17 protein-coding genes and 5 pseudogenes are annotated in these 24,166 nt (G+C 64.9%); 10 read left to right on the top strand and 12 right to left on the bottom strand.

Annotated features, from left to right (window positions below; all coding sequences use genetic code 11):
- Window positions 1-254: 254 nt before the first annotated feature.
- The 6 genes and pseudogenes from rpoD to AUC69_RS08410 all read right to left on the bottom strand — a co-directional run bounded on the left by rpoD (window position 255) and on the right by AUC69_RS08410 (window position 5,394).
- Window positions 255-2,270 (bottom strand): RNA polymerase sigma factor RpoD, encoded by a 2,016-nt coding sequence (gene rpoD / locus AUC69_RS08435; protein ID WP_069441764.1) that lies wholly within the window; start codon window positions 2,268-2,270, stop codon window positions 255-257.
- 528 nt (window positions 2,271-2,798) lie between these two features.
- A pseudogene (locus AUC69_RS18470) lies at window positions 2,799-3,220 on the bottom strand (L,D-transpeptidase).
- Window positions 3,221-3,445: 225 nt separating this feature from the next.
- The gene (locus tag AUC69_RS17420; RefSeq protein ID WP_069441762.1) at window positions 3,446-3,814 is read right to left on the bottom strand and encodes a hypothetical protein; all 369 of its coding nucleotides are present in this window, start codon (window positions 3,812-3,814) and stop codon (window positions 3,446-3,448) included.
- Window positions 3,811-4,041, bottom strand: coding sequence for a hypothetical protein (locus AUC69_RS17005; RefSeq protein ID WP_141700678.1), 231 nt, complete (start codon window positions 4,039-4,041; stop codon window positions 3,811-3,813). The genes AUC69_RS17420 and AUC69_RS17005 overlap by 4 nt, the downstream gene beginning before the upstream one ends.
- 140 nt (window positions 4,042-4,181) lie before the next feature.
- The gene (locus tag AUC69_RS08415) at window positions 4,182-4,673 is read right to left on the bottom strand and encodes a toprim domain-containing protein (RefSeq protein WP_069441760.1); all 492 of its coding nucleotides are present in this window, start codon (window positions 4,671-4,673) and stop codon (window positions 4,182-4,184) included.
- Window positions 4,619-5,394 (bottom strand): annotated as a pseudogene (locus AUC69_RS08410) (DNA primase). The gene AUC69_RS08415 and the pseudogene AUC69_RS08410 overlap by 55 nt, the downstream one beginning before the upstream one ends.
- A 487-nt stretch (window positions 5,395-5,881) precedes the next feature.
- On the opposite strand from AUC69_RS08410, the gene AUC69_RS08405 reads away from it, so the two are divergent.
- Window positions 5,882-6,121: a hypothetical protein gene (locus tag AUC69_RS08405; protein ID WP_069441758.1), complete on the top strand. Its 240-nt coding sequence runs from the start codon at window positions 5,882-5,884 to the stop codon at window positions 6,119-6,121.
- A gap of 66 nt (window positions 6,122-6,187) precedes the next feature.
- On the opposite strand, the gene AUC69_RS08400 is transcribed toward AUC69_RS08405, so the two are convergent.
- The 4 genes from AUC69_RS08400 to AUC69_RS08385 form a co-directional block, all read right to left on the bottom strand.
- Window positions 6,188-6,583, bottom strand: coding sequence for a hypothetical protein (locus AUC69_RS08400; protein ID WP_069441757.1), 396 nt, complete (start codon window positions 6,581-6,583; stop codon window positions 6,188-6,190).
- A gap of 158 nt (window positions 6,584-6,741) precedes the next feature.
- On the bottom strand, window positions 6,742-7,152 hold the full coding sequence (locus AUC69_RS08395) for a hypothetical protein (protein ID WP_069441756.1): 411 nt from the start codon (window positions 7,150-7,152) through the stop codon (window positions 6,742-6,744).
- A gap of 280 nt (window positions 7,153-7,432) precedes the next feature.
- The gene (mddA, locus tag AUC69_RS08390) at window positions 7,433-8,158 is read right to left on the bottom strand and encodes a methanethiol S-methyltransferase (RefSeq protein ID WP_069441755.1); all 726 of its coding nucleotides are present in this window, start codon (window positions 8,156-8,158) and stop codon (window positions 7,433-7,435) included.
- 122 nt (window positions 8,159-8,280) lie between these two features.
- Window positions 8,281-8,730, bottom strand: coding sequence for a GatB/YqeY domain-containing protein (locus AUC69_RS08385; RefSeq protein ID WP_069441754.1), 450 nt, complete (start codon window positions 8,728-8,730; stop codon window positions 8,281-8,283).
- Window positions 8,731-8,994: 264 nt separating this feature from the next.
- Here AUC69_RS08385 and carA point away from each other — a divergent pair, with 264 nt between their 5' ends.
- Window positions 8,995-10,170, top strand: coding sequence for a glutamine-hydrolyzing carbamoyl-phosphate synthase small subunit (carA, locus tag AUC69_RS08380; RefSeq protein ID WP_069441840.1), 1,176 nt, complete (start codon window positions 8,995-8,997; stop codon window positions 10,168-10,170).
- A gap of 3 nt (window positions 10,171-10,173) precedes the next feature.
- Here carA and AUC69_RS08375 read toward each other — a convergent pair whose 3' ends face one another.
- Window positions 10,174-11,415: a YihY/virulence factor BrkB family protein gene (locus AUC69_RS08375; protein ID WP_069441753.1), complete on the bottom strand. Its 1,242-nt coding sequence runs from the start codon at window positions 11,413-11,415 to the stop codon at window positions 10,174-10,176.
- Between the two features lie 199 nt (window positions 11,416-11,614).
- Here AUC69_RS08375 and carB point away from each other — a divergent pair.
- From carB to bla, 3 pseudogenes are all read left to right on the top strand, one after another.
- A pseudogene (gene carB, locus AUC69_RS08370) lies at window positions 11,615-14,972 on the top strand (carbamoyl-phosphate synthase large subunit).
- Between the two features lie 91 nt (window positions 14,973-15,063).
- Window positions 15,064-15,536: pseudogene (greA, locus tag AUC69_RS08365) on the top strand (transcription elongation factor GreA).
- A gap of 105 nt (window positions 15,537-15,641) precedes the next feature.
- Window positions 15,642-16,494, top strand: a pseudogene (gene bla, locus AUC69_RS08360) (class A beta-lactamase).
- 17 nt (window positions 16,495-16,511) lie between these two features.
- On the opposite strand, the gene glk reads toward bla, so the two are convergent.
- Window positions 16,512-17,492: a glucokinase gene (gene glk / locus AUC69_RS08355; RefSeq protein ID WP_069441752.1), complete on the bottom strand. Its 981-nt coding sequence runs from the start codon at window positions 17,490-17,492 to the stop codon at window positions 16,512-16,514.
- Window positions 17,493-17,576: 84 nt separating this feature from the next.
- On the opposite strand from glk, the gene AUC69_RS08350 reads away from it, so the two are divergent.
- From AUC69_RS08350 to fdhF, 5 genes are all read left to right on the top strand, one after another.
- Window positions 17,577-18,071 (top strand): c-type cytochrome, encoded by a 495-nt coding sequence (locus tag AUC69_RS08350; protein ID WP_083239250.1) that lies wholly within the window; start codon window positions 17,577-17,579, stop codon window positions 18,069-18,071.
- Window positions 18,072-18,172: 101 nt separating this feature from the next.
- Window positions 18,173-19,126: a LysR family transcriptional regulator gene (locus tag AUC69_RS08345; protein WP_069441750.1), complete on the top strand. Its 954-nt coding sequence runs from the start codon at window positions 18,173-18,175 to the stop codon at window positions 19,124-19,126.
- A 125-nt stretch (window positions 19,127-19,251) separates the two neighbouring features.
- Entirely contained in the window at window positions 19,252-19,725 is a 474-nt protein-coding gene (locus AUC69_RS08340) for a formate dehydrogenase subunit gamma (RefSeq protein WP_069441749.1), read from the top strand.
- Entirely contained in the window at window positions 19,722-21,278 is a 1,557-nt protein-coding gene (locus AUC69_RS08335) for a formate dehydrogenase beta subunit (protein ID WP_069441748.1), read from the top strand. The genes AUC69_RS08340 and AUC69_RS08335 overlap by 4 nt, the downstream gene beginning before the upstream one ends.
- A gap of 10 nt (window positions 21,279-21,288) precedes the next feature.
- The gene (gene fdhF, locus AUC69_RS08330) at window positions 21,289-24,135 is read left to right on the top strand and encodes a formate dehydrogenase subunit alpha (protein WP_069441747.1); all 2,847 of its coding nucleotides are present in this window, start codon (window positions 21,289-21,291) and stop codon (window positions 24,133-24,135) included.
- The last annotated feature ends 31 nt before the right edge of the window (window positions 24,136-24,166 follow it).

Below are 24,166 nucleotides of genomic sequence, written 5' to 3'. Positions count from 1 at the left end.
GTCGTGGCGGCGCAGAGCTCCAGATAGGTCCGGTAGCCATGCACCGCCGCCAGACGGTTGACGATCGACGCCTTGTTCCAGCCGTCGGACATTGAGCCTGCCTACGATTGGGCCGCTTAACGCGAGACCGGGCGGCGGGCTTCTTAAGATGCGCTACCGCTTCGCGACTTGAGCGGGGTTCTAAGAAGCGCTACCGCTTCGCTACTTGAGCAGGGTTCTAAGATGCGCTACCGCTTCGCTACTTGAGCGCGAGGCTAGTTGTCGAGGAAGCTCCGGAGTTTGCGGGAGCGGCTCGGGTGCTTCAGCTTGCGCAGCGCCTTCGCCTCGATCTGGCGGATGCGCTCGCGGGTGACGCTGAACTGCTGGCCCACCTCTTCCAAGGTGTGGTCGGTGTTCATGCCGATGCCGAAGCGCATGCGCAGCACGCGCTCCTCGCGGGGCGTGAGGCTGGCAAGCACCCGCGTCGTGGTCTCGCGCAGGTTCGACTGGATGGCGGCGTCGATGGGGAGCACCGCGTTCTTGTCCTCGATGAAATCGCCGAGATAGGAATCCTCCTCGTCGCCGATGGGCGTCTCGAGGCTGATGGGCTCCTTGGCGATCTTGAGCACCTTGCGCACCTTCTCCAGCGGCATGGCCAGTTTCTCGGCGAGCTCCTCCGGGGTCGGCTCGCGGCCGATCTCGTGCAGCATCTGGCGGCTGGTGCGCACGATCTTGTTGATGGTCTCGATCATGTGCACGGGGATGCGGATGGTGCGCGCCTGGTCGGCAATCGAGCGGGTGATCGCCTGCCTGATCCACCACGTGGCATAGGTCGAGAATTTGTAGCCGCGGCGATACTCGAACTTATCGACGGCCTTCATCAGGCCGATATTGCCTTCCTGGATGAGATCGAGGAATTGCAGGCCGCGGTTGGTGTATTTCTTGGCGATGGAGATGACGAGGCGCAAATTCGCCTCCACCATTTCCTTCTTGGCGATGCGCGCCTCGCGCTCGCCCTTCTGCACGATATGCACGATGCGGCGGAACTCGGAGATCTCGAGGCCCGTCTCGGTGGCGAGGCTGTGGATCTCGGAGCGCAGCTCCTTCACCATGCCTCGCTCGTCATGGATGAAGTCGGCCCAGCCCTTCTTCTTCAGGCGGCCGACGCGGCGCAGCCAGTTGGGGTCGAGCTCATTGCCCTGATACTCGCCGAGGAAGTCGTCGCGCTTGACGCCATAGCCTTCGGCGAGGCGCAGCAGGCGGCCCTCGTAGCCGAGCAGCTTCTTGTTGATGTCGTAGAGCGTCTCGACCAGGGACTCGATGCGGTTGTTGTTGAGCGACAGCGACTTGATCTCGGCGACGATCTCGTCCTTCAGCGCCTTGTAGCGCTTCTCCTGAGAGGTCGACAGGCTGTCATTCTTGAGGGCCTTCTCGACGAGCTGGTCCTGGAGCCGGCGAAGCTTCTTGTAGTTGGTGGCGACGAGGTCGAAGGTCTCCAGCACTTGCGGCTTGAGCTCGGCCTCCATGGCGGCCAGCGACAACGAGTTCTCCATATCGTCGTCGTCGTAATCGTCCTCCTCGCCTTCCTTCTTCTCGCCCTCTTCGCCGTCCTCGGTCTTGGCCTCGGTGGCGTCGCCGTTGGCTTTGCCCTCTTCCTCTTTAGGCTCCTCGCCGGGCAGCGGCTGGGAGGCCACCTGCTTGGCGTCGGGGCCCTGATAGGTGGCCTCGAGATCGATGATGTCGCGGAGCAGAATCTTGCCTTCGTTCAGCTCGTCGCGCCAAATGATGATGGCTTGGAAGGTCAGCGGGCTTTCGCACAGGCCGGCGATCATCGCCTCGCGGCCGGCCTCGATGCGCTTGGCGATGGCGATCTCGCCCTCGCGCGACAAAAGCTCGACGGTGCCCATCTCGCGCAGATACATGCGCACGGGATCGTCGGTGCGGTCGGTGGGCTCTTTGGTGGTGGTCTCGGCCTTGGCGATCGGCGTGGGCGCGGCCACGGCCTTGCCCTCGGGCCCGTCGGCGGCGTTCTCCGCCTCCTCGGCCTCGTCGCTGTCGACCACGTTGATGCCCATGTCGGAGAGCATGGACATGGTGTCCTCGATCTGCTCGGAAGACACCTCCTCCGAGGGCAGGACCTCGTTCAGCTCGTCATAGGTGACAAAGCCGCGCGCCTTCGCGGTCTTGATCAGCTTCTTGACTGCCGCGTCAGACATATCGAGCACGGGGCCGTCGTGAGTCTCGGCCGGGGTCTCGACTTGCTCTTCGGCTTCAGCGGTCTTGGTTGCCATTCATGTCACTCCGATGCGCTCACCCATGATGGGGCGCCGGTCAAATCCCAGAGAGAGACAGGGGCCTCTCGCAACTTGTGGTCGGGGACGCCCGATAACGGCACGTCCGAGAAGCGATTAACGGGCTGTCCCTTAATCGTCAATTAAGCATGAGCCGCCGATTGGGCGCTTTTCTCGATTTCGTCTACTGGCGCCAACCTCGGGTCGTCTGCAATTCTCCCAGAAAATCCAGCTTAGAAAACAAGAGATACGGGCTTTGACACACCGTTACTTTCGCTCTTCTGCCTTTTCGGCAACGCCAGAAATCGTCGGCACCTTTGAAATTAGGGCCTTTGGACGCGGGGGTTATATCCGCGCATTTCCGCCAATGCGGTGTTCGCGCGGGGGACCCTCGCGCCATCAGGCATGACTTGGCGAGGAGCACCCTCCCTGTCAAGGCCGCAAACTCCGTGCCAGTAAGGTTTTTTCGCTCTCCTGGAGCCCGTGTGAAACACCGGGCCGGAGAGGCGCAAGTTCGAGGCCGGATTGTCAGCGTCCGAACAGGCCGCCAAAGGGCCAGCCCCCGCCCCGCCTCCGGCGCGGCGATGCCGCCGTCGGGATGTCGGTCGGGGCGTGGTAGCCGGGCGGATCGGGGCCGCGCACGACGACTTTCGTGGTGGTCATCCCTTGCGCCTCGACCAGCTGGTAAAGCGTGGCGGCGTTCGGCAGCGAGAGGCGGACGCAGCCATGGGACGCCGGGGTGCCCATCCCGGGATGGTTCGAGCCGTGAATGGCGTGGCCGCGCGTGGTGAAGAAGATCGAGTGGGGCATGCCGGCATTGTCCCACTCTTCGGAGTAGTGCATGCGCTCCATGCGGAAGGCCGTGTAAGCGCGGCCGGCGTCGAATATTTGGTGGCGCCGGTGGACACGGGCCAGCGATAGCGCACCGCGCCGTTGACCGTCACGGTCATGGTCTGGGTCGGCTTGTCGATTTGGATGAGCACACCGGCCCGCGCCGGCGCAACCGCGGCGCAAAGGACAGCAGCCGTGAGCAAGACTGCGGCAAGACGCGGAAGGTGCTGCATCCCCTCTTCCCTCCATGCGGGAGGGCCAAGCCAAGCAAGGGCCCGCCGTGGACTTGGCCAAGCGCGAGGCATTAACTCTACTCCCTTGCGAAGGGTTTCACGAGCCTTGCTCTAATGGCGCTTTTCGGAGCGGCGGCCCTTGGATAGAGGCTCGCGCTTGAGGCGGGCCAGCATGTCCTGGAAGCGCTTATTGGCGTCCCGCTCGCCGGCGTCGTCGGCCTCGTGGTGCTGCCCGATGCCCGCCACCTGCTGCTGGAGGGCGGCGAAACGCTCGAACTCAGCCTCCGACATGTCGGCCAGGTCGGTGGCGCTCTCGTCAAGCTCTCGGTTGAGCGTCGGCAGCGCCCGCCAGCGATAGATCACGTCGGCGAACTGCTCGGTGACGTCGGCGGGCTTGGTTTCCGGCTGGAGGAACGCGATGCGTTTGAACGGGCTCTCCCAGAACAGCCGCTCCAGAAGCTTGGCATGGGGCCCCTTCAACAATTTGTCGACGAGATGGGCCCGGTCGATGGCGGGATCGTCGAAGATGGCTCGGGTGAGGTCGCCGAGCAGGGCCGCGAGCGACTATCCTGCACCTCGACGCTCGCCACCTCCTCAGCAAACTGATCGAGCAGCCAGGGGTGATTGACCAGCGCCAGGGTGACGATGGTGGCAAAGCCGTAAGCCGAGGAGAGCGGCGTCATCTCGCGCTGCTCGACCCGGCGCATCCCGGGACGCGTCCCTTGCCGTGTTCCTTGCCGCGCTCCTTGCCATGTACCTTGGCGCGGCGCGGACCCCCGGTCGCGCGCTGGGCCCGGCCGCCACAGGGCGAACAGCCGGTTCTTCACCTCGCGCGCGTAATGGTCCTTCACCCGGGCATTACCGATCTGGCCGAGCAGGGTCTCGAGCCGCGCCTCGAAGGCGGCGCGCGCTCGGGCGTGTCGAGGCTCGCCGCGGAGGTCTCGCGCGTCCACAGCATGTCGATGAGCGGCCGCGCGCCCGAGACGCACCCGGCGAAGGCGGCGGGCCCCGAACCGCGCACGAGGTCGTCGGGGTCCTGGCCATGGGGCAGGAAGGCGAAGCGGAAGGAATGACCTTCGCGCAAATGGGGCAACATGCGGTCGACGGCGCGGGCGGCGGCGGCCTCGCCCGCCTTGTCGCCATCGAAGCAGATGACCGGCTCCGGGGCCAGCAGCCACAGCACCTCCATCTGGCGCTCGGTGAAGGCGGTGCCGAGCGTGGCGACCACGTTCTTGAAGCCCGCCTGATGCAGCGCGATCACGTCCATATAGCCCTCGACCACGATCAACTCGCCCTTGTCGAAGGCGGAGACCCTCGCGCGGGCGAAGTTGAACACCATCGAGCCTTTGTCGAAGAGCCTGGTCTCCGGCGAGTCAGATATTTGGGCTGGGCGTCGGGGTCGAGCGCCCGGGCGCCGAAGGCGATGACCCGCGACTTGGCGTCGAGAATGGGAATGGTCAGCCGGTTGCGGAAGCGGTCATAGGTCGGGCGGCCGTCGTCCGGCTTGATGATCAGCCGGTGTCGAGCAGTTGCGCCTCGGTGAAGCCCTGCTTGATGAGCGCGGCCTTCAGCGTCTCGCGCGAACCCGGCGCATAGCCGATGCGGAATTCCTTGATGGTGTCGCGGGAGATGCCGCGGTTCTCCGCATAGGCCAAGGCCTCGCGGCCGGAGGGTGCGCGCAGCGCCTCCTCGAACAGCTTGGCCGCCGCCTCCAGCGCATCGCGCAGGCCGAGCCGCTCCTTCACCGTGTGCTCATATTGCGGATCCGGCGCGGGCATGGGCACGCCCGCCTCGCCCGCCAGCCGCTCGACGGCCTCGGGGAAGCTCAAGCCCTCCGTCTCCATGAGGAAGGTGAAGATGTCGCCGTGCTTGCTCGAGGAGAAGCAGTGATAGAAGCCCTTCTGGTCGTTGACCGTGAAGGACGGCGTCTTCTCCTTGTTGAAAGGCGACAGGCCCTTCCACTCGCGCCCTGCCCGCTTCAGCGGGACGCGGCGCGACACCACCTGGCTCACGGGGAGCCGGGCGCGGATCTCATCGAGAAACGAATCGGAGAACTTCATCGGTTGGACAGTGGGCCCTAAATGGCTGGCGGTGCGCGCCGCGATTCGCGGTCATACCCATTATCCACCGGTTTGCGAACAAATTGGGAACGAAAGCGCTTCACTTGGCCCCGACCATGGCTCCGACGGCGGCGAAATGGCGGGTGGCCGGGACGGCTGCGCTATGACATGAGATAGTTCCTAAGAGGGGAATGCCGATGTCCGACATCATCATCTATGTGCCGTTCCTGGTCATCGCCGTGTTTGCGGCTTTCGCGGTCTGGGCGATGCGCGGCAAGGACGTCCCGAACCAGGTGGTCGGGATCGCCGCGCCGCTGCCGGCGCCGGCTTCTCTATCTCTTCTCCGACAACATGTCCGCCGTGGTGTTCGGGGTCGCGCTGATCGCCGTCGGCGGCATCGCCTGGTATCGCGTGTGGCGCGGCGAGACGGGCGAAGACCCTGCCGCGCCCACGGAGTGAGCTTTAGAGGAAGGTTCGACGGAGCCCGATGGAAACGATCCTCGTCGTAGCACTTGCCCTGTTCGCGCTTGTGGCGATCGTAGTGTGGTGGATGCTCGATATCGACATCGCCGACATCGTGGCCATCGTCACCGCGCCCGCCGCGGGCATCGCCCTCATCTCTTGGTACGGCACGCCGCTGGCCTGGGCCGGGGGACTGCTGCTACTCGCGATCGGCGGCTTCGCGCTCTATTACCTGCTCAAGCGCCGCACCAAGCCGCCCGCATAGAAAAGCCGGGCGAAGTGATTCCGCTCCACCCGGCTCAAATCGCCTGCGGCGCAAGCTCGGAACGAGCTATTCGATACCCGTGCAGGTGCCGAACTGCGTGAAGCTCTGACCGATCTGAGAAACCGATCCCGAATAGGAGCCCGTGGTCTTGTCCACGACCGCGGTCCAGGTCTGAAGGGCTCTGCGGCCGTGGAGTATGAGAACCTTCTCGTCTTCGTAAACGTCGCCGGAATGCAATATCCCCTCTCCGCCGAACAGGCCCGAGAACAGATTCTTCTGCTTGACGTTGAGCTCGACGGCGGCAGGAAGATTATTCGCCTGCGGCGAAGACTTTTGGCAGCCGGCGGCCGTGCATGCATAGACCTCGGCGAGCTGACAAGCGATTGGGGCAGCCGGAGCCTCGGTCGACAACAAGCAAAGAGCCGCGAGCGGCGCCAACGCGGTGAACTTCAAGAATCGCATTCCATGACTCCCTAGGATGGTTGAAACCCGGAGCCCATGCTGCCGCGCTCACCGCTTCGCCACAAGAAAAATGGCTCGCCGCAATAGTAGATAAAAAGCGCCGGGCGGCGCTTTCGCACCGCCCGGCTCATCGGCCTCCCCGCGCTCGCAGCTCGGAGTTAGTTGACGCTGGCAGCCTTGGTCAGCAGCTCACCGCGATTGAGCACGGTGAGGATGCGCGCCTTGGGGCCGCAGGTGAGCACGACCTGCTCGTTCTCGACGGCTTCGAGCTGGAAGAGCTCGCCGGGACGCAGAATCACGCGCACCCGCGTCGACTCGTGACCGCCACCGGTCGCCGCGGTGTCGAAGACGACGGCGCTCACCGCGCAGCCTTCGCCGCTCTGTTCGTAATAGGCGATCAGACGCTTGCCGCCGATCGTGGCGAGGATCGGCTCGTGCGGACCGACAGGGCCGAGATTGGCCCGGTCGTCGGCGGCGGACACGATGGTCGCCGAGATGGCCACCAAGGCGAGAGCAGCCAGCAAGTTCGCGGTGGCGATGGGAAGACGTTTCAGGGTTCGCAGCTTCATCGGTAGGCCTCCAAATCGACGTGTTCAGCACAGAATCACTCCGTGCTGCGCTGCACCATATGTAGTGCTGCATCGCGACAAATCTATGTTGCAGTGCAAGACATACTGCCGCGTGGCCCGCTGCCGCAGGACTTTTCCGAAGAGTCGATTGGTTTTTTAGATCGTGCACTGACAATGTGCAGATGCGCGCGCGGCAAGAGCCGCGATTCAACGCGCTTCATCCGCGCGAGGACTCCACGGGATTGGACTCAGGCTCTCGCCCTCAAGCGCCTTGTCAGTATCAGTGTTTCTTGGGCGGCATCGGCACAATCATGGACACACGACGCCGGTAATTAACGTAGGTCTCGCCATGGACGGCAACGAGATCGCGTTCTTCCAGGAAGATGCCGATGATTATGTAGCCGGTCGTCGCCGCCGCGAACAGCAAATGGCCGACCGTCATGACGGGCGTGGCCCAAAACGCGAGCAGAAAGCCGAAATAGATCGGGTGGCGAACGTACCGATAGAATAGTGGCGTGCTGAAGGGCGGCGGCTCGGCTTTGGTTCCCCGCCAATGCGCGTATACCTGCTTCAATCCGAACAGGTCGAAGTGGCTGAGCAAGAACGTGCTGACCAACACGATGGCCCAACCGAGCCAGAACAACGCCGTGAGAATGCCCGCGCCAATTGGATTGCTCACCGCCCAGATCACATCCGGCAGCGGCCGCCATTGCCAGTACAACAGGATCAAAACGAGGCTCGATAAGAGCACATAAGTGCTTCGCTCGATCGGAGCCGGCAGGAACCGCGTCCACCAGCGTTTGAACCCAGGACGCGCCATGACGCTGTGCTGAACGGCGAAAAGGCCGAGCAGAATGACGTTCACCACAAGCGCTGTTGCAACTGGGCCTGGGACACCGCTATCGATCGATTTCGGCACGACAATGTTGCCAACGAAGCCGATCGCATAGAGGAACGTCAGGAAAAAGAGAGTGTAACAGAAGACCCCATATAGAAGTGTCAACATTGCCGCCTCCCTATTGGGTGCCTGGCCCGGTCACTTCCTAGTTCTGCTATGTACCTCGAGAAATATTAGAGGATACGGCACGCAAGGCCAGATGGCTCTGCGCCCTGAAAACGGCTGCCTCGTTAGCCGAGCTTGGCTTTCACCGCGCCGCTCGCTTTGCCGAAGTCCATCTGGCCGGCGTAACGGCTTTTCAGCGCCGCCATGACCTTGCCCATGTCCTTGATGCTCGTCGCACCGGCTTCGGCGATCGCCTCGTCGATGGCCTTCGCCATATCCGCTTCGGACAATTGCTTGGGAAGAAACTCGCGGATGATCGCAACCTCCTCGCCCTCTTGGGCGGCGAGCTCGGCGCGGCCGGCATCGGCGTAGATCTTCTGCGACTCTTCGCGCTGCTTGATCATCTTGGCGAGCAGCTCGAGCAACTCGGCGTCGGTGGCCTTCTCCGACCCGGCCGTGCGCGCGGCGATGTCGCGATCCTTGATGGCGGCGCTCATCAGCCGGAGCGTGGAGAGGCGGCGGGCGTCGCGCGCCTTGGTCGCAGCGTGCAAGGCGGCGGTGATGGTCTCGCGCATGGATGTCGTCACGGGTGTTCAGGGAAGGAAGTTCCCAAAGTAATTGAGGGGGGTCGCGCACGCAAGCGAATTTGCCGATCTAAGCTATTGTTTTCACAGCAAAATATTTCGCGCTGTGGATTGACCCGGACCCCTGCGTCACGTAAAGAGCGCAAAGAGAATGCAAGCGCGGCATGCCATGACGCAGCCGCCCCAAGTTTTGCGCCCATGACCGACCAAACGAAAACTCTGGCCGCGGAGGCCTCATCCTCGCGCGCGAAAACCATGCCCGGCTGGGCCGACGCGGTGCCGACCGCGCTCTTGGTTCTCGCCGACGGCACGGTGATCGAGGGCTATGGCGCCGGGGCGACGGGGGTGGCGGTCGGCGAGGTGTGCTTCAACACGGCGATGACCGGCTATCAGGAGATCCTCACCGATCCCTCCTATTCCGGCCAGATCATCACCTTCACCTTCCCCCATATCGGCAATGTCGGCGCCAATACCGAGGACATCGAGACCTCGAACCTCGCCGCCGCATCCGGCGTGCGCGGCTGCGTGATGCGCGCGCCAATCACCGCCCCGTCGAATTGGCGGGCGGGCCAAGACTTCGACGCATGGCTCAAGGCGCGCGGCATCATCGCCATCACCGGTGTCGATACGCGCGCGCTCACGGCGCTGATCCGCGAGAAGGGCATGCCCAACGCCGTCATCGCGCACGCGGCGGACGGCACGTTCGACCGCGATGCGTTGAAGCGCGAAGCGGCGGCCTGGTCCGGCATGCTCGGCCTCGACCTCGCCAAGGACGTGACCTGCGGCCAGAGCTACACCTGGGACGAGACCGCGTGGCAGTGGGGCAAAGGCTATGGCCGGCAGGAGGCGCCGCGCTTCCATGTGGTCGCCATCGATTTCGGGCTGAAGCGCAATATCCTGCGCGAGCTCGCCACGGTGGGGTGCCGCTTGACGGTGGTGCCGGCGACGACGACGGCGCAAGAGATCCTCGAGCGGAAGCCCGACGGGGTGTTCGTGTCGAACGGTCCGGGCGATCCGGCGGCGACGGGCGTCTATGCGGTGCCGGAGATCAAGAAGCTGGTGGAGTCCGGCGTGCCGCTATTCGGCATTTGCCTCGGTCATCAGATGCTCGGGCTCGCGCTCGGCGCCGAGACCTCGAAGATGCATCAGGGCCATCACGGCGCGAACCATCCGGTGAAGGACTTCACGACACATAAGGTCGAGATCACCTCGATGAATCACGGCTTCGCCGTCGACCGCGACAGCCTGCCGGACACGGTGGAAGAGACCCATGTGTCGCTGTTCGACGGCTCGAATGCAGGGCTCAAGCTGAAAGGCGAGCCGGTGTTCTCGGTGCAGTACCACCCCGAGGCCTCGCCCGGCCCGCAGGACAGCCACTATCTGTTCACGCGCTTCGTCGAGCTGATGGAAGAGACCAAGAAGAAGGCTTAAGCGCTAGCGCCAGGCCTCGCCGACGGTGTCGGCGACCACCGCGCCGCGCTCACCCATCGGCTTATCCGGCCGCACGGTGGTGTCGCGGGCGGTCTGATGCTCCATCTCGGCGTTCAGCTCCCCGCCCACCAGAATCACGATCACCGACAGCCACAGCCACATCATGAGACCGATGCCGGCGCCGAGCGAGCCGTAGGTCGCGTCGTAGTTGGCGAAGTTCGACAGATACCACGAGAACAGCACGGAGCCGGCAAGCCAGGCGATGGTGGCGAACACGCTGCCGGCGCCCAGCCATTGCCAGCGCGCGCGCGTACGGCTCGGACCGTAGCGGTAGAGCACGGTGAGCCAGACCAGGACGACGACGAGCAGCGCCGGCCAGCGCAGCAGCGAGATGATCTGCGTGGCGCGGGACTCCAACCCAAACCAGGCCAGCACCAACGGCAGCACCACCACCGCGGCGAGCGCCAGGATGATGAAGACGAGGCCGCCAATGGTGAAGGCGAAGGCGACGAGGGTCAGGCGCACGAAGCTCCGCTTCTCGCGCTCGTCATAGACGACGTTGAGCGCGTCGATGATCGCCTTCATGCCGGCATTGGCGCTCCACAAGGCAAGGCCGACACCAAACAGAAAGCCGAAGCTGAGCGCATTGCTGCTCGTGCCGGCGAGTTGGGTCACCTGCTCCTCGATGATGGCGATGGTGCTCGTGGGAAAGACGTCGTCGAGGAGAGACAGTTGCGCGGTGATGGTCGAGGGGTCGGTGAACAGGCCGTAGAGCGACACGAGGGCCGTGATCGCGGGGAACAGCGCCAGCAACATATAAGAAGACGCGCCGGCGGCCACGGCCAGCAGGCGGTCGTTCTGAATCTGGTTGAACACCCGCCAGCCGATGTCCAGCCAGCCCTTGCCGGGAATTTGATGCGGATGCTTGGCCTCGCGGCCGCGGCCCGGGTCCCAGGCGCGTTCACGTTGCACGCTCTCGGGCTCCTGGGACGGTCTGACGCCCATGGCGCCGCCGTCATTGTCCGTGACCGGGCCGGACGCGGATGAGGCGTCCTGCCGCCGCGTCACGGTCTCTTGCGGGTGCTCTCGGGCCTGGCTGATGCCGGTCTCATGGGCGCCGGTACCCGGCTTGGCCCGACGCGTGGGCCGGATCAGCCGATCCACGCCGTAGGCCGCCCCGATCAGTCCCGAGGCGAGCAGCAGGTCTAGCCAAAGCGGCGTATTGGCGCGGGGTTTGGTTGGCATGGAGGTCCCAGGCGGTGCGGAAGTTGAGAGTGTAACGTGGCGAAGCTTTCGAAAGTTGCACGAAAACGCCACTTTTGCGCCCTCCACCGCTTCGCTTGGCTTCCCTCACGCCAGAATCTGGTCTAAGACCTCCCCGGCTCCTGCACCGCGCAATTTCAACCGGTCCGCGTCCGCAGCCAGGGCCTGATGTCAGCCGAAAATGCCCAAACGCACAGACATAAAGTCCATCCTGATCGTCGGGGCCGGACCGATCGTGATCGGCCAGGCCTGCGAGTTCGATTATTCCGGCACGCAAGCCTGTAAAGCCTGAAAGAAGAGGGCTACCGGATCGTGCTGGTGAACTCGAATCCGGCCACGATCATGACCGACCCGGAACTGGCCGACGCCACCTATATCGAGCCGATCACGCCCGAGGTGGTCGCCAAGATCATCGAGAAGGAGCGCCCCGACGCGCTGCTGCCCACCATGGGCGGGCAGACGGCGCTCAACACGGCGCTGTCGCTGCGTAAGATGGGCGTGCTCGACAAATTCGGCGTGGAGATGATCGGCGCCTGCGCCGAGGCGATCGACATGGCCGAGGACCGGGAGCTGTTCCGTCAGGCGATGATCCGCATCGGCCTGGACGTGCGCGCGGCACAACCCTGAAAGGCAATCTCCGCCAGAAGAAGGATACGGACGGCAAGCCGCTCTATGACGGCCAAAACAATCCGATCATGGAGCTGTCGCCGGAAGCCTTCGCCCGGGCGCTCGAGGCGCTCGACCATTGCGGTCTGCCCACGGTCATCCGGCCGTCCTTCACCCTCGGCGGCACCGGCGGCGGCATCGCCTATAACCGCGAAGAGTTCCTGGAGATCGTCGAGCGCGGCATCGACGCCTCCCCCACCAACGAAGTGCTGATCGAGCAATCGGTGCTCGGTTGGAAGGAATACGAGATGGAGGTCGTCCGCGACAAGGACGACAACTGCATCATCATCTGCTCCATCGAGAATATCGACCCGATGGGCGTGCATACCGGCGACTCGATCACCGTGGCGCCGGCGCTGACGCTCACGGACAAGGAATATCAGATCATGCGCAACGCCTCGATCGCGGTGCTGCGCGAGATCGGGGTGGAGACCGGCGGCTCCAACGTGCAGTTCGCGGTCAATCCGGCGGACGGCCGTCTCGTCATCATCGAGATGAACCCGCGCGTGTCGCGTTCATCGGCGCTTGCTTCGAAGGCGACCGGCTTTCCCATCGCCAAGATCGCCGCCAAGCTCGCGGTCGGCTACACGCTCGACGAACTCGCCAACGACATCACTGGCGAGGCGACGCCGGCAAGCTTCGAGCCGACGATCGACTATGTGGTCACCAAGATCCCGCGCTTCGCCTTCGAGAAATTTGCCGGCAGCGCGCCGACGCTGACCACGTCGATGAAGTCGGTGGGCGAGGCCATGGCCATCGGCCGCACCTTCAAGGAGTCGCTGCAAAAGGCGCTGCGCTCCATGGAGACCGGGCTCACCGGGCTCGACGACTACACGTTCGAAGGCCTGGGCGAAGGCGACGACAAGAACGTCATCCGCGCCGCGCTCGGCACGCCGACACCCGACCGGTTGCTGAAAGTCGCGCAAGCTCTGCGTCTCGGCATCGACCACGAGCAGATTTATGACTCCTGCCGGTTCGATCCCTGGTTCATTCGCCAGCTCCAGGACATCGTCGACGCCGAGGAGCGGGTGCGCCAGCACGGCCTGCCTCAGAGCGCCGGCCAATTCCGCATGCTGAAGGCCATGGGCTTCGCCGACGAACGGCTGGCCACGCTGTCCGGCAAGACCCCGCAAGAGGTGGCGGACTTGCGCCGGGCACTCGACGTGCACCCGGTCTACAAGCGCATCGACACCTGCGCGGCGGAGTTCGCCTCGCCCACGGCCTATATGTACTCGACCTACGAGACGGGCTTCCCCGGCGGCGAAGCTTGCGAGGCGCGGCCCTCGGGCGCCAGCAAGGTCGTCATTCTCGGCGGCGGCCCGAACCGGATCGGCCAAGGCATCGAGTTCGACTATTGCTGCTGTCACGCAGCCTTCTCGTTGTCGGCTGCCGGCTTCGAGACCATCATGGTCAACTGCAACCCCGAGACCGTCTCCACCGACTACGACACGTCCGACCGGCTCTATTTCGAGCCGCTGACGGAGGAGGACGTACTGGAGATCGTGCGCACGGAAACCGCCAACGGCACGCTCAAGGGCGTCATCGTGCAGTTCGGCGGCCAGACGCCGCTCAAGCTCGCGGCAGCCCTGGAGAAGGCCAACGTGCCGATCCTCGGCACCTCGCCCGACGCCATCGACCTGGCCGAGGACCGCGACCGGTTCAAAGCGCTGATCGAGCGGCTGGGCTTGCGGCAGCCGAATAACGGCATCGCGCGCTCGGCCGAGGAGGCCGTCGCCATCGCCACGTCAGTCGGCTTCCCCGTGGTCATCCGCCCGTCCTATGTGCTGGGCGGCCGCGCCATGGAGATCGTGCACGACGAGGCGCAGCTCACCCGTTACATGACAGAGGCCGTGGTGGTGTCGGGCAAGAGCCCGGTGCTGATCGACTCTTATTTGCGCGACGCCATCGAGGTGGACGTCGACGCCATCGCCGACGGCACCGACGTGTTCGTGTGCGGCGTGATGGAGCATATCGAGGAGGCGGGTGTCCATTCGGGCGACAGCGCCTGCTCGCTGCCGCCCCATTCGCTGAGCGAGGCCATCATCGCCGACATGGAGCGGCAGACCGTGGAACTCGCCCGCGCCCTTGGCGTTGTGGGGCTCATGAACGTCCAGTTCGCCATCCAGAACGACGATATCTACATTCTCGAGGTCAACCCGCGCGCTTCGCGCACCGTGCCGTTCGTGGCCAAGGTCATCGGCCTGCCCATCGCCGGCATCGCGGCTGAGGTCATGGCGGGCAAGCCGCTGGCGGCGTTCGGCCTCAAGCGGCCGAAGCTCGACCATATCGCGGTAAAGGAAGCGGTGTTCCCGTTCGCCCGCTTCCCCGGTGTCGATCCGGTGCTGGGTCCTGAGATGCGTTCGACCGGCGAGGTCATGGGCATCGACCGCGACTTTGCGGTCGCCTTCGCCAAGAGCCAGCTCGGCGGCGGCTCCAAGCTGCCGCTGTCAGGCGCGGTGTTCGTGTCGGTGAAGGACTCCGACAAGGACCGGGTCGTGGCGCCGATCCGCAAGCTCACCGAGATGGGCTTCCGCATCATCGCCACCCGCGGCACCAAGCGGCATCTGGATCAGCACGGCATCGCCTGTGAGAAGGTCAACAAGGTACTGGAGGGCCGGCCCCATATCGTCGACGCCATCACCAACGGCGAGATCGATATCGTGTTCAACACCACGGAAGGGGCCAAGGCGCTGGCCGACTCCATGTCGATCCGCCGGTCGGCCTTGATCAACCACATTCCTTATTATACAACCCTCGCTGGCGCCCTGGCTGTCACCGAGGCTATCAAAGCCCTCCGGGAAGGCAGCCTGACCGTCGCCCCCCTGCAGAGCTATGTCGGCAAAGGCCCGCGAAAGCTGGCCGAGACGGCCTAGGAAAATCGGTCAAAATCAACAGATTCTTGACTTAGACTGGGCACTTCCTTGAGACTACTCAAGGGGGACCTCCTGAGGAGCTTCGATTGACATGGATAAAGTGCCGATGACCGCGGAGGCTTTACTGCGCTTGAAGCTGAGATCAAGCATCTCAAGTCCGTAGAACGGCCCCGGATCATCAAGCTCATCGCCGAGGCGCGCGCTCACGGGGATCTCTCGGAGAACGCCGAGTATCACGCCGCCAAGGACCTGCAAGGCATCACCGAGGCGCGCATGGCCGACCTCGAGGATAAGCTGAGCCGCGCCGACATCATCGACGTGTCCAAGCTCAAAGGCGACCAGGTGATGTTCGGGGCGACCGTGACCCTGGTCGACGAGGACACCGACGAGAAGGTCAAGTACCGTATCGTCGGCGAGGTCGAGGCCGACGTGAAGCAGGGCAAGATCTCCATCACCTCCCCCATCGCCCGGGCGCTGCTCGGGAAGAAGAAGAAGGATGTGGTCGAGGTGTCGACGCCCGGCGGCGGCAAGTCCTATGAGATCATGAAGGTCGAGTTCAAATAGGCCTCTGCTCGGTCCGAGCCCCAATTCCGCCCATCCCGGTTTGTAGGCCGTCGTCATGATCACACGGCGCGCGCTCGTCACGGGTCTGTCCGCTGCCCTGGCCTCTTGGCTGCTGCCTGGAGCCCGATCCGCGCATGCCGCCCCCCAGCCGGCCGACCCCCAGCCCGCCGAAGCCCTTGCCCGCGCCTTTGCCGAGATCGAAGGACATGTCGGCGGACGGCTCGGCGTCGCCGTGCTCGACACCGGCTCTGGGCTCAGCGCCGATCTCCGGGGCGACGAGCGCTTTCCCTTGTGCAGCACGTTTAAGTGGCTTGCGGCCGCCGCACTCCTGTCGCGGGTCGATGCGGGCACGGAGTCCCTCGGCCGCCCCATCGGGATCCGCGCGCAAGACATCGTCACCTATTCGCCGGCGACCGAGAAGCATGTGGGCGGCACCATGACGCTTGGCGAGATCTGCGCCGCGGCGATCACGCTCAGTGACAACACGGCCGGCAATCTCATGCTCGGCGCACTCGGCGGCCCCGAGGCCGTCACCGCCTATGCGCGGTCGCTGGGCGATCAAACGACCCGCCTGGACCGCACCGAGCCAACGCTGAACGACGTGCCGCCGGGCGATCCACGCGACACGACCACGCCGCTTTGCATGCTCGGCGATCTTCAAGCGGTGCTCGTCGGCGAGGCGCTGAGCGAGGCCTCGCGCGCGCAGCTCATCGCCTGGCTCCTCGCCAACACCACGGGGGAGACGCGCTTGCGGGCGGGGCTGCCATCGACTTGGCGCGTAGGTGACAAGACGGGCACTTGCAACGCCAACACGGCGAACGACGTGGGCATTGTCTGGCCGCCGGACCGCGCGCCGATCCTCATCGCCGCTTATCTCGCCGAGACCACCGCGAGCCGGGAGGCGCAGAACGCGGCGCTGGCCGATGTCGGACGCGCCGTCGCCACCGCCATTGGCTGAATCGTTTCAGGGTGTTGTCAGGCTTCGGCGAGGACCGCGCGCAAGCCCACGGCCGCGCCGGTGAGCGCGGGATATTCGGCGAGGATCACATAGATCGGCACCGGCGCCAGGAAGGCCTGCATGCGGCCCTTATGCTCGAACGCCTGGCGGAAATCGCCCTGCTCCAGGCGCTTCAGCAGCTTGGGCGCGATGCCGCCGCCGAGATAGACGCCGCCGCGGGCGCCCATCACCAGCGCTACGTCGCCGGCAAAGCGGCCGAGCCAGGTGACGAAGAGATCGAGCGCTTCCTCCGCAAGCGGGTCCTCGCCGCTAAGCGCGCGCGTCTCCACCTCGGCAGGCGTGAGCGCGTCTTCGCTATGGCCTTGGGCGGCGGCGATGGCCTGATAGAGATCGCTCAAGCCCGGACCGGACAACGCCCGCTCCGCCGACAGATGCTCGCGCCCGGCGCGTAGCCGCTCCACCAATTGGAGCTCGCGCTCATCCACGGCCCCGAGGGTCACATGCCCACCCTCCCCGGGCACGGCGACCCAGCCCGCGGGCGACCATACGAGGCCGGCCACGCCGAGCCCGGTGCCGGGGCCGAGCACGGCCTTGGTGCCGCGCTGCAGTGGCGCTGCACCGCCGATCTGATGCAGCGCGTCCGCGCCGAGATAAGGCAGCGACAGCGACAGCGCCTCGAAATCGTTGAGCACATGGACGTGCTTCAGCCCGGCGGCGGCGCAGAGCTCTTCCTTGGCGAAGGACCAGGGCGAATTGGTGAGCTTGACCGCATCGCCCGTGACCGGTGCGGCGACGGCAATGGCCGCGTGACCGATCGGCTCGGGCACATCCTTCAGGTAAAAGCGGATCGCCTCGGCGAGCGTCTTGTGCTCGGCGACGGCTAAGCGGCGCACCGCACTGATCTCGAGGGTTTCGAGATCGGCGATGGCGAAGCGCGCATTGGTGCCGCCGACGTCGGCGACCAGGGCGCGGGACGGGATGCCGCTCGTTTCGCTCATGTGTGACACCGGCGCATAGGGCGGTGGTAAACCATTTTGTGATGGCTCGCGAGCCTTGCCAAAGGCGTCGGCGTGATAAAGATCATGAGATTCCGGACCGCCACAAGCACCATCGAGGACCGCCGCATGAACTCCCGATTTGCCGCCTTCACGTTTCTCGCCGTTCTCGCCGCCATGCCGCTCGCGCTCGCCCATGAGGGGGCGACCGGCGTGGTCAAGGAGCGCATGGACCTGATGACGCGCCAGAAGGACGACATGAAGATCATCGGCCTGATGGCCAAGGGCAAAACGAAATTCGACCCGGCCAAGGCCGCCGCCGCCGCCCGGGATATCGAGGAAACCGCGGCGAAGATCCCCGACCTCTTTCCGGAAGGCACCGATGGCGGCCATAGCGACGCCAAGCCGGAGATCTGGCGCAAATGGGACACGTTCACGGGCGATGCGGACACGCTGCGCACCCAAGCCGGGGCGCTTGCCGCGGCGCTCGACGCCAACGCGCCGGACTGGAAGACGGACTTTCAGGCGGTGATCGACGCCTGCAAGACCTGCCACAAGAGCTTCCGGGCCGAGAAGGACTAGGCCGCATTTGGCGTGAGCAGCGCCCCTTCTTTGGTTGATGAAGCCGGCCCGCGGCCCCACAATCGTTTTCCTGCTTCGTTTGGACCCGGCGCCGCTAAGGCATGATCGATAAGCTCGAATTCATCATCGCGCTCGCCCGCGAGCGGCATTTCGGCCATGCGGCCGAGGCTTGCGGCGTGAGCCAGCCCACCTTCTCGGCCGGCATCAAGCAGCTCGAGGACACCATGGGCGTGCTGCTGGTGGAGCGGGGCTCCCGCTTCCGCGGCTTCACGCCCGAGGGCGAGCGGGTGCTTGACTGGGCCCGGCGGATCGTCGGCGACACGAGGGCCATGCGCCAGGAGATCGACGCGCTGAAGCACGGCCTCTCGGGCCATATCCGCCTTGCCGCCATCCCCACGGCGCTGGCCATGATGTCCATGATTACAACGCCTTACCGGGCGCAGCATCCGGATGTCCGCTTCACCATCTGGTCGCGGAACTCCATCGAGGTTCTCGGCATGCTGGAGAATCTGGAGATCGATGCCGGACTCACCTATCTCGACAACGAGCCGCTGGGCCGGGTGCAGACCGTGCCGCTCTATAGCGAGCAGTATCGGTTGCTGGCGTCGTCCGACAGCCCACTCGGCGACCGCGATACGGTCACCTGGGCGGAGGTGGGTCAGGTGCCGCTCTGCTTGCTCACCCCGGACATGCAGAATCGGAGAATCATCGAGGGCCTGCTTCGACAGGCAGGGTCCGAGGTGGCGCCGACCCTGGAGTCGGACTCCATCATCGTTTTATTTGCCCATGTGCGTACCGGCAAATGGGCGAGCGTCATGCCCGCAAAACTGGCTGAAGCCCTCGGCCTCACGGAGAAGGTGCGGGCCATCCCCATTGTCGAGCCGGAGGTCAGCCATTCGATCGGCCTGGTGGTGCCACAACGCAACCCCCTGACTCCGCTCATCAATGCGCTGGTCAACGAGGCCAAGCAGCTGGCCCCGATCCTGAACGCCGCGGTGCCCTCCGGGCCGGTGGTGGCGGAGCTGCTGAAACCGAAGGCCCGAGCCGACGGCTGAGCCGCCCAATGTGGGCCTAACCCATTGTCATACGATCAGGAATCCCGATCGGGTGATGGTCCTGCTTTATTGATTTCGGAGCCTTAATTGCCCATTTTGAGAACTCCTCAAAACGCGGCTGGGCAATGTCACGATTTGAACCATGGACGCCTGAGCGCGCGAGCGAGATCATCGCGCAGCATCAGAATCAGAAGGGCGCAACGCTCCCCATCCTGCACGCGCTGCAGGAGGTGTTCGGCTGCGTGCCCTTGGACGCCGAGCCGATCATCGCCGAGGCTCTGAATATTTCCCGCGCCGAGGTGCATGGCTGCGTCACGTTTTACCACGATTTCAAGCGTGAGCCGGGCGGCCGGCGGACGCTGAAGCTGTGTCTCGCCGAGTCGTGTCAGGCATCCGGCGGCCGCGCGCTCGAGAAGCGGGCCAAGGAGAAACTGGGCGTTGAGATGGGCGGCACCACCGCCGACCGCCGTGTGACGCTGGAGCCTGTCTATTGCTTGGGCCTGTGCCACTCGTCGCCTGCCGCCATGCTCGATCACGACGTTTACGGCGCGCTGGATGAGGAGCGGCTCGACGAGCTGCTCAAGGAGGCGCAGTCGTGACCCGCATTTACATCTCCCGCGATTCCGGCGCGCTGTGCGTGGGCGCCGAAGCGGTCGCCAAGAAATTCCGCGACGAAGCCAAGAGCCGCGGTCTCGATGTCGAGATCGTCCGCACCGGCTCGCGCGGCATGTATTGGCTGGAGCCGCTGGTCGAGGTCGAGACGCCGCAAGGCCGTGTCGGCTACGGGCCGGTGAAGGCCGCCAAGGTCGGCGAGCTCATCGACGCCGGGATGCTCGAAGGCAAGGCGCACGAGAAATGCATCGGCGTGGTGGACGAGTTTCCCTGGTTCAAGAACCAGACCCGCCTCACCTTCGCCCGCTGCGGCATCATCGATCCCCGTTCCATCGAGGATTACCGGGCTCATGGCGGCTATGAAGGCCTGAAGAAGGCCATCGCGGCCGGGCCGAAGGCGATCGTCGAGGAAGTGCTCACCTCCGGCCTTCGCGGCCGCGGCGGCGCCGGCTTCCCCACCGGCATCAAGTGGCGCACGGTGGCCGAGACGCCGCCCCAGCAGAAATACATCGTCTGCAACGCCGACGAAGGCGACAGCGGCACCTTCGCCGACCGCATGGTCATGGAAGGCGATCCCTTCGAGCTCATCGAGGGCATGACCATCGCCGGCATCGCGGTGGGCGCCACCTACGGCTATATTTATCTCCGCTCGGAATATCCCCACGCTTTCGAGACCCTGAAGATCGCCATCGAGGAAGCGCGCAAAGCGGGCTATCTCGGCGACAACGTCATGGGCTCGGGCCACGCCTACGACATGGAAGTCCGGCTCGGCGCCGGCGCCTATGTGTGCGGCGAGGAGACCTCCCTGCTGGACAGCCTCGAAGGCAAGCGTGGCGAGGTGCGCGCCAAGCCGCCGCTCCCCGCCCATATCGGTCTGTTCGGCCAGCCCACCATCATCAACAACGTGCTGTCGCTCGCCGCCGTGCCGCTCATCTTGGACAAGGGTGGCGAGTATTACCGCGATTTCGGCATGGGCAAGTCGCGCGGCACCATGCCCATCCAGCTCGCCGGCAACATCAAGCATGGCGGCCTGTACGAGACCGCCTTCGGCATCACGCTTGGCGAGCTCGTGGACGATATCGGCGGCGGCACCTACTCGGGCCGGCCGGTGCGCGCGGTCCAGGTTGGCGGCCCGCTCGGCGCCTATTTCCCGCGCGCCCTGTTCGACACGCCGTTCGACTACGAAGCCTTTACCGCCGCCGACGGCCTCATCGGCCATGGCGGCATCGTGGTGTTCGACGACACGGTCGACATGGCACAGCAGGCCCGCTTCGCCATGGAGTTCTGCGCCATCGAATCTTGCGGCAAGTGCACGCCCTGCCGCATCGGCTCTGCCCGCGGCATGGAGCTGATGGACAAGATCGTGGCCGGCGAGGACCGCGAAGCCAATCTCGTGGTGCTCGAAGACCTTTGCGACACGATGAAATTTGGATCGCTTTGCGCTTTGGGGGGGTTCACCCCATATCCAGTCATGAGCGCCCTGCACCATTTCCCTGAAGATTTCGGCGCCGCCAAGAAGCGCCTCGAAGCTGCTGAATGAGGAAGCCCAGATGTCTTTGATCCAGGAAATCGACTACGGCACGCCAGAATCGAAATCCGAGAAGATGGTCACCCTGACCATCGACGGAACCCCGGTCACGGTGCCCGAGGGAACTTCGGTGATGCGCGCGGCCATGGAGATGGGCACGCAGATTCCCAAGCTCTGCGCCACGGACATGGTGGAATCCTTCGGCTCCTGCCGCCTCTGCCTGATCGAGATCGAAGGCCGCAACGGCACGCCGGCCTCCTGCACCACCCCGGTGGCCGAGGGCATGGCGGTCAAGACCCAGACCGACCGCCTGAAGCGCCTGCGCAAGGGCGTAATGGAGCTCTACATCTCCGAGCATCCGCTCGACTGCCTCACCTGCTCGGCCAATGGCGACTGCGAGCTGCAGGACATGGCCGGCGCGGTGGGCTTGCGCGACGTGCGTTACGGCTATGACGGCGCGCGCCACCCGAACCCGGGCATCGACGCGTCCAATCCCTATTTCACCTATGAGCCCTCCAAGTGCATCGTCTGCTCGCGCTGCGTGCGGGCCTGCGAGGAAGTGCAAGGCACCTTCGCGCTGACCATCGCCGGCCGCGGTTTCAAGTCGGTGGTGTCGCCGTCCATGGAGCAGCCCTTCATCGACTCAGAATGCGTGTCGTGCGGCGCCTGCGTGCAGGCCTGCCCCACCGCGACGCTCAACGAGAAGTCGATCATCGATATCGGCACACCGGAGCATTCGGTGGTCACCACCTGCGCCTATTGCGGCGTCGGCTGCACCTTCAAGGCGGAGATGCGCGGCGACGAGCTGGTGCGCATGCTTCCCTATAAGGACGGCAAGGCCAATCGCGGCCATTCCTGCATCAAGGGCCGCTTCGCTTACGGCTATGCCCATCACAAGGACCGCATCACCAAGCCGATGATCCGCGAGAAGATCACCGATCCGTGGCGGGAGGTCTCCTGGGAGGAGGCCATTCAGCACACGGCGTCGGAGTTCAAGCGCATCCAGGCGAAATACGGCAAGGACTCGGTCGGCGGCATCACCTCGTCGCGCTGTACCAACGAGGAGACCTTCCTCGTGCAGAAGCTGATCCGCGCCGGCTTCGGCAACAACAACGTCGATACCTGCGCGCGCGTCTGCCACTCGCCGACCGGCTACGGCCTGAAGACGACCTACGGCACGAGTGCCGGCACGCAGGACTTCGACTCGGTCGAGCAGTCCGACGTGATCCTGATCATCGGCGCCAACCCGACCGACGGTCATCCGGTGTTCGGTTCGCGCATGAAGAAGCGCCTGCGCGAAGGCGCCAAGCTGATCATCGCCGATCCGCGCCGCATCGATCTCGTGCGCTCGCCGCATATCGAGGCGGACTTCCATCTGCCGCTCAAGCCCGGCACCAATGTCGCCCTGGTCACCTCGCTGGCCCATGTCATCGTCACCGAGGGCCTGGCCGATGAGCAATTCATCCGCGAGCGCTGCGACTGGGACGAGTTCCAGGATTGGGCCGCCTTCGTCGCCGATCCGCGCCACAGCCCTGAGGCGGTGGAGAAGGTCACCGGCGTTCCGGCCGAGCAGGTCCGCGGCGCGGCCCGCCTCTACGCCACAGGCGGCAACGGCGCCATCTATTACGGCCTCGGCGTCACCGAGCACAGCCAGGGCTCGACCACGGTCATGGCGATCGCCAATCTCGCCATGCTCACCGGCAATATCGGCCGCGAGGGCGTGGGCGTGAATCCCTTGCGCGGCCAGAACAACGTGCAAGGCTCCTGCGACATGGGCTCCTTCCCGCACGAGCTGCCGGGCTATCGCCATGTGTCGAACACCCATGCGCGCGAGGAATTCGAGAAGGCCTGGGGCCGTCCGCTCGACCATGAGCCCGGCTTGCGTATTCCCAACATGATCGACGCCGCCCTCGACGGCTCATTCAAGGGCCTCTACATCCAGGGCGAGGACATTCTCCAGTCCGACCCGAACACCCAGCACATGGCCGCGGGTCTCGCCGCCATGGAGTGCGTGGTGGTGCAGGACCTGTTCCTGGTGGAGACGGCGAACTACGCCCATGTGTTCCTGCCCGGCTCCACCTTCCTGGAGAAGAACGGCACCTTCACCAATGCCGAGCGCCGCATCCAGCGGGTGCGCAAGGTCATGGCGCCGATCAACGGCTATGAGGATTGGGAGATTACCCAGCTTCTGTCGAACGCCCTGGGCTTCCCCATGCATTACGACCACCCGTCGCAGATCATGGATGAGATCGCGCGGCTGACGCCGACCTTCGAAGGCGTCTCCTACGAGAAGCTCGACGAACTCGGCTCGGTGCAGTGGCCGTGCAACGAGGCGGCGCCGGACGGCACGCCGGTCATGCACATGGATCACTTCGTGCGCGGCAAGGGCAAGTTCGTCATCACCGAATATGTGGCGACGGACGAGAAGACCGGACCGCGCTTCCCGCTGCTGCTCACCACGGGCCGCATCCTGTCCCAGTATAATGTGGGCGCGCAGACGCGCCGCACCGCCAACGTGGTGTGGCACGAGGAGGACCGCCTGGAAATCCATCCCCACGACGCGGAGAATCGCGGCGTGCGCGACGGCGATTGGGTGAAGATTGCAAGCCGCGCCGGCGAGACCACGTTGCGGGCTCTGATCACCGAGCGCGTGGCGCCAGGCGTGGTCTACACCACCTTCCATCACCCGACCACGCAGGTGAACGTGGTGACCACCGAGTTCTCCGACTGGGCCACTAACTGCCCCGAATACAAGGTGACAGCCGTGCAGGTGGCGCCGTCCAACGGCCCATCGGAGTGGCAGGAGGAATACGAGGAGTTGTCGAAGGCCGCGCGGCGTATCGCCGAGCCTCTGGTCGCGGCCGAGTAGCCCCTCGCCTCAGGTCACGGAGAGCCCCAAG

Source organism: Methyloceanibacter superfactus (assembly GCF_001723305.1).
GTDB classification, from domain to species: Bacteria; Pseudomonadota; Alphaproteobacteria; order Rhizobiales; family Methyloligellaceae; genus Methyloceanibacter; species Methyloceanibacter superfactus.
The sequence above is the reverse complement of the archived record's forward strand: the minus strand, read 5'-3'. Positions and strand labels throughout refer to the sequence as shown.

Bases quoted from the DNA above. Each gene is read 5' to 3' on its own strand.
- rpoD (WP_069441764.1), bottom strand. From the start codon at position 2,270: ATGGCAACCAAGACCGCTGAAGCCGAAGAGCAAGTCGAGACCCCGGCC.
- AUC69_RS17005 (WP_141700678.1), bottom strand. From the start codon at position 4,041: ATGCGCCGGGTCGAGCAGCGCGAGATGACGCCGCTCTCCTCGGCTTAC.
- AUC69_RS08415 (WP_069441760.1), bottom strand. From the start codon at position 4,673: ATGGTGTTCAACTTCGCCCGCGCGAGGGTCTCCGCCTTCGACAAGGGC.
- AUC69_RS08405 (WP_069441758.1), top strand. From the start codon at position 5,882: ATGGAAACGATCCTCGTCGTAGCACTTGCCCTGTTCGCGCTTGTGGCG.
- AUC69_RS08400 (WP_069441757.1), bottom strand. From the start codon at position 6,583: ATGCGATTCTTGAAGTTCACCGCGTTGGCGCCGCTCGCGGCTCTTTGC.
- AUC69_RS08395 (WP_069441756.1), bottom strand. From the start codon at position 7,152: ATGAAGCTGCGAACCCTGAAACGTCTTCCCATCGCCACCGCGAACTTG.
- mddA (WP_069441755.1), bottom strand. From the start codon at position 8,158: ATGTTGACACTTCTATATGGGGTCTTCTGTTACACTCTCTTTTTCCTG.
- AUC69_RS08385 (WP_069441754.1), bottom strand. From the start codon at position 8,730: ATGCGCGAGACCATCACCGCCGCCTTGCACGCTGCGACCAAGGCGCGC.
- carA (WP_069441840.1), top strand. From the start codon at position 8,995: ATGCCCGGCTGGGCCGACGCGGTGCCGACCGCGCTCTTGGTTCTCGCC.
- AUC69_RS08375 (WP_069441753.1), bottom strand. From the start codon at position 11,415: ATGCCAACCAAACCCCGCGCCAATACGCCGCTTTGGCTAGACCTGCTG.
- glk (WP_069441752.1), bottom strand. From the start codon at position 17,492: ATGAGCGAAACGAGCGGCATCCCGTCCCGCGCCCTGGTCGCCGACGTC.
- AUC69_RS08350 (WP_083239250.1), top strand. From the start codon at position 17,577: ATGAGATTCCGGACCGCCACAAGCACCATCGAGGACCGCCGCATGAAC.
- AUC69_RS08345 (WP_069441750.1), top strand. From the start codon at position 18,173: ATGATCGATAAGCTCGAATTCATCATCGCGCTCGCCCGCGAGCGGCAT.
- AUC69_RS08340 (WP_069441749.1), top strand. From the start codon at position 19,252: ATGTCACGATTTGAACCATGGACGCCTGAGCGCGCGAGCGAGATCATC.
- fdhF (WP_069441747.1), top strand. From the start codon at position 21,289: ATGTCTTTGATCCAGGAAATCGACTACGGCACGCCAGAATCGAAATCC.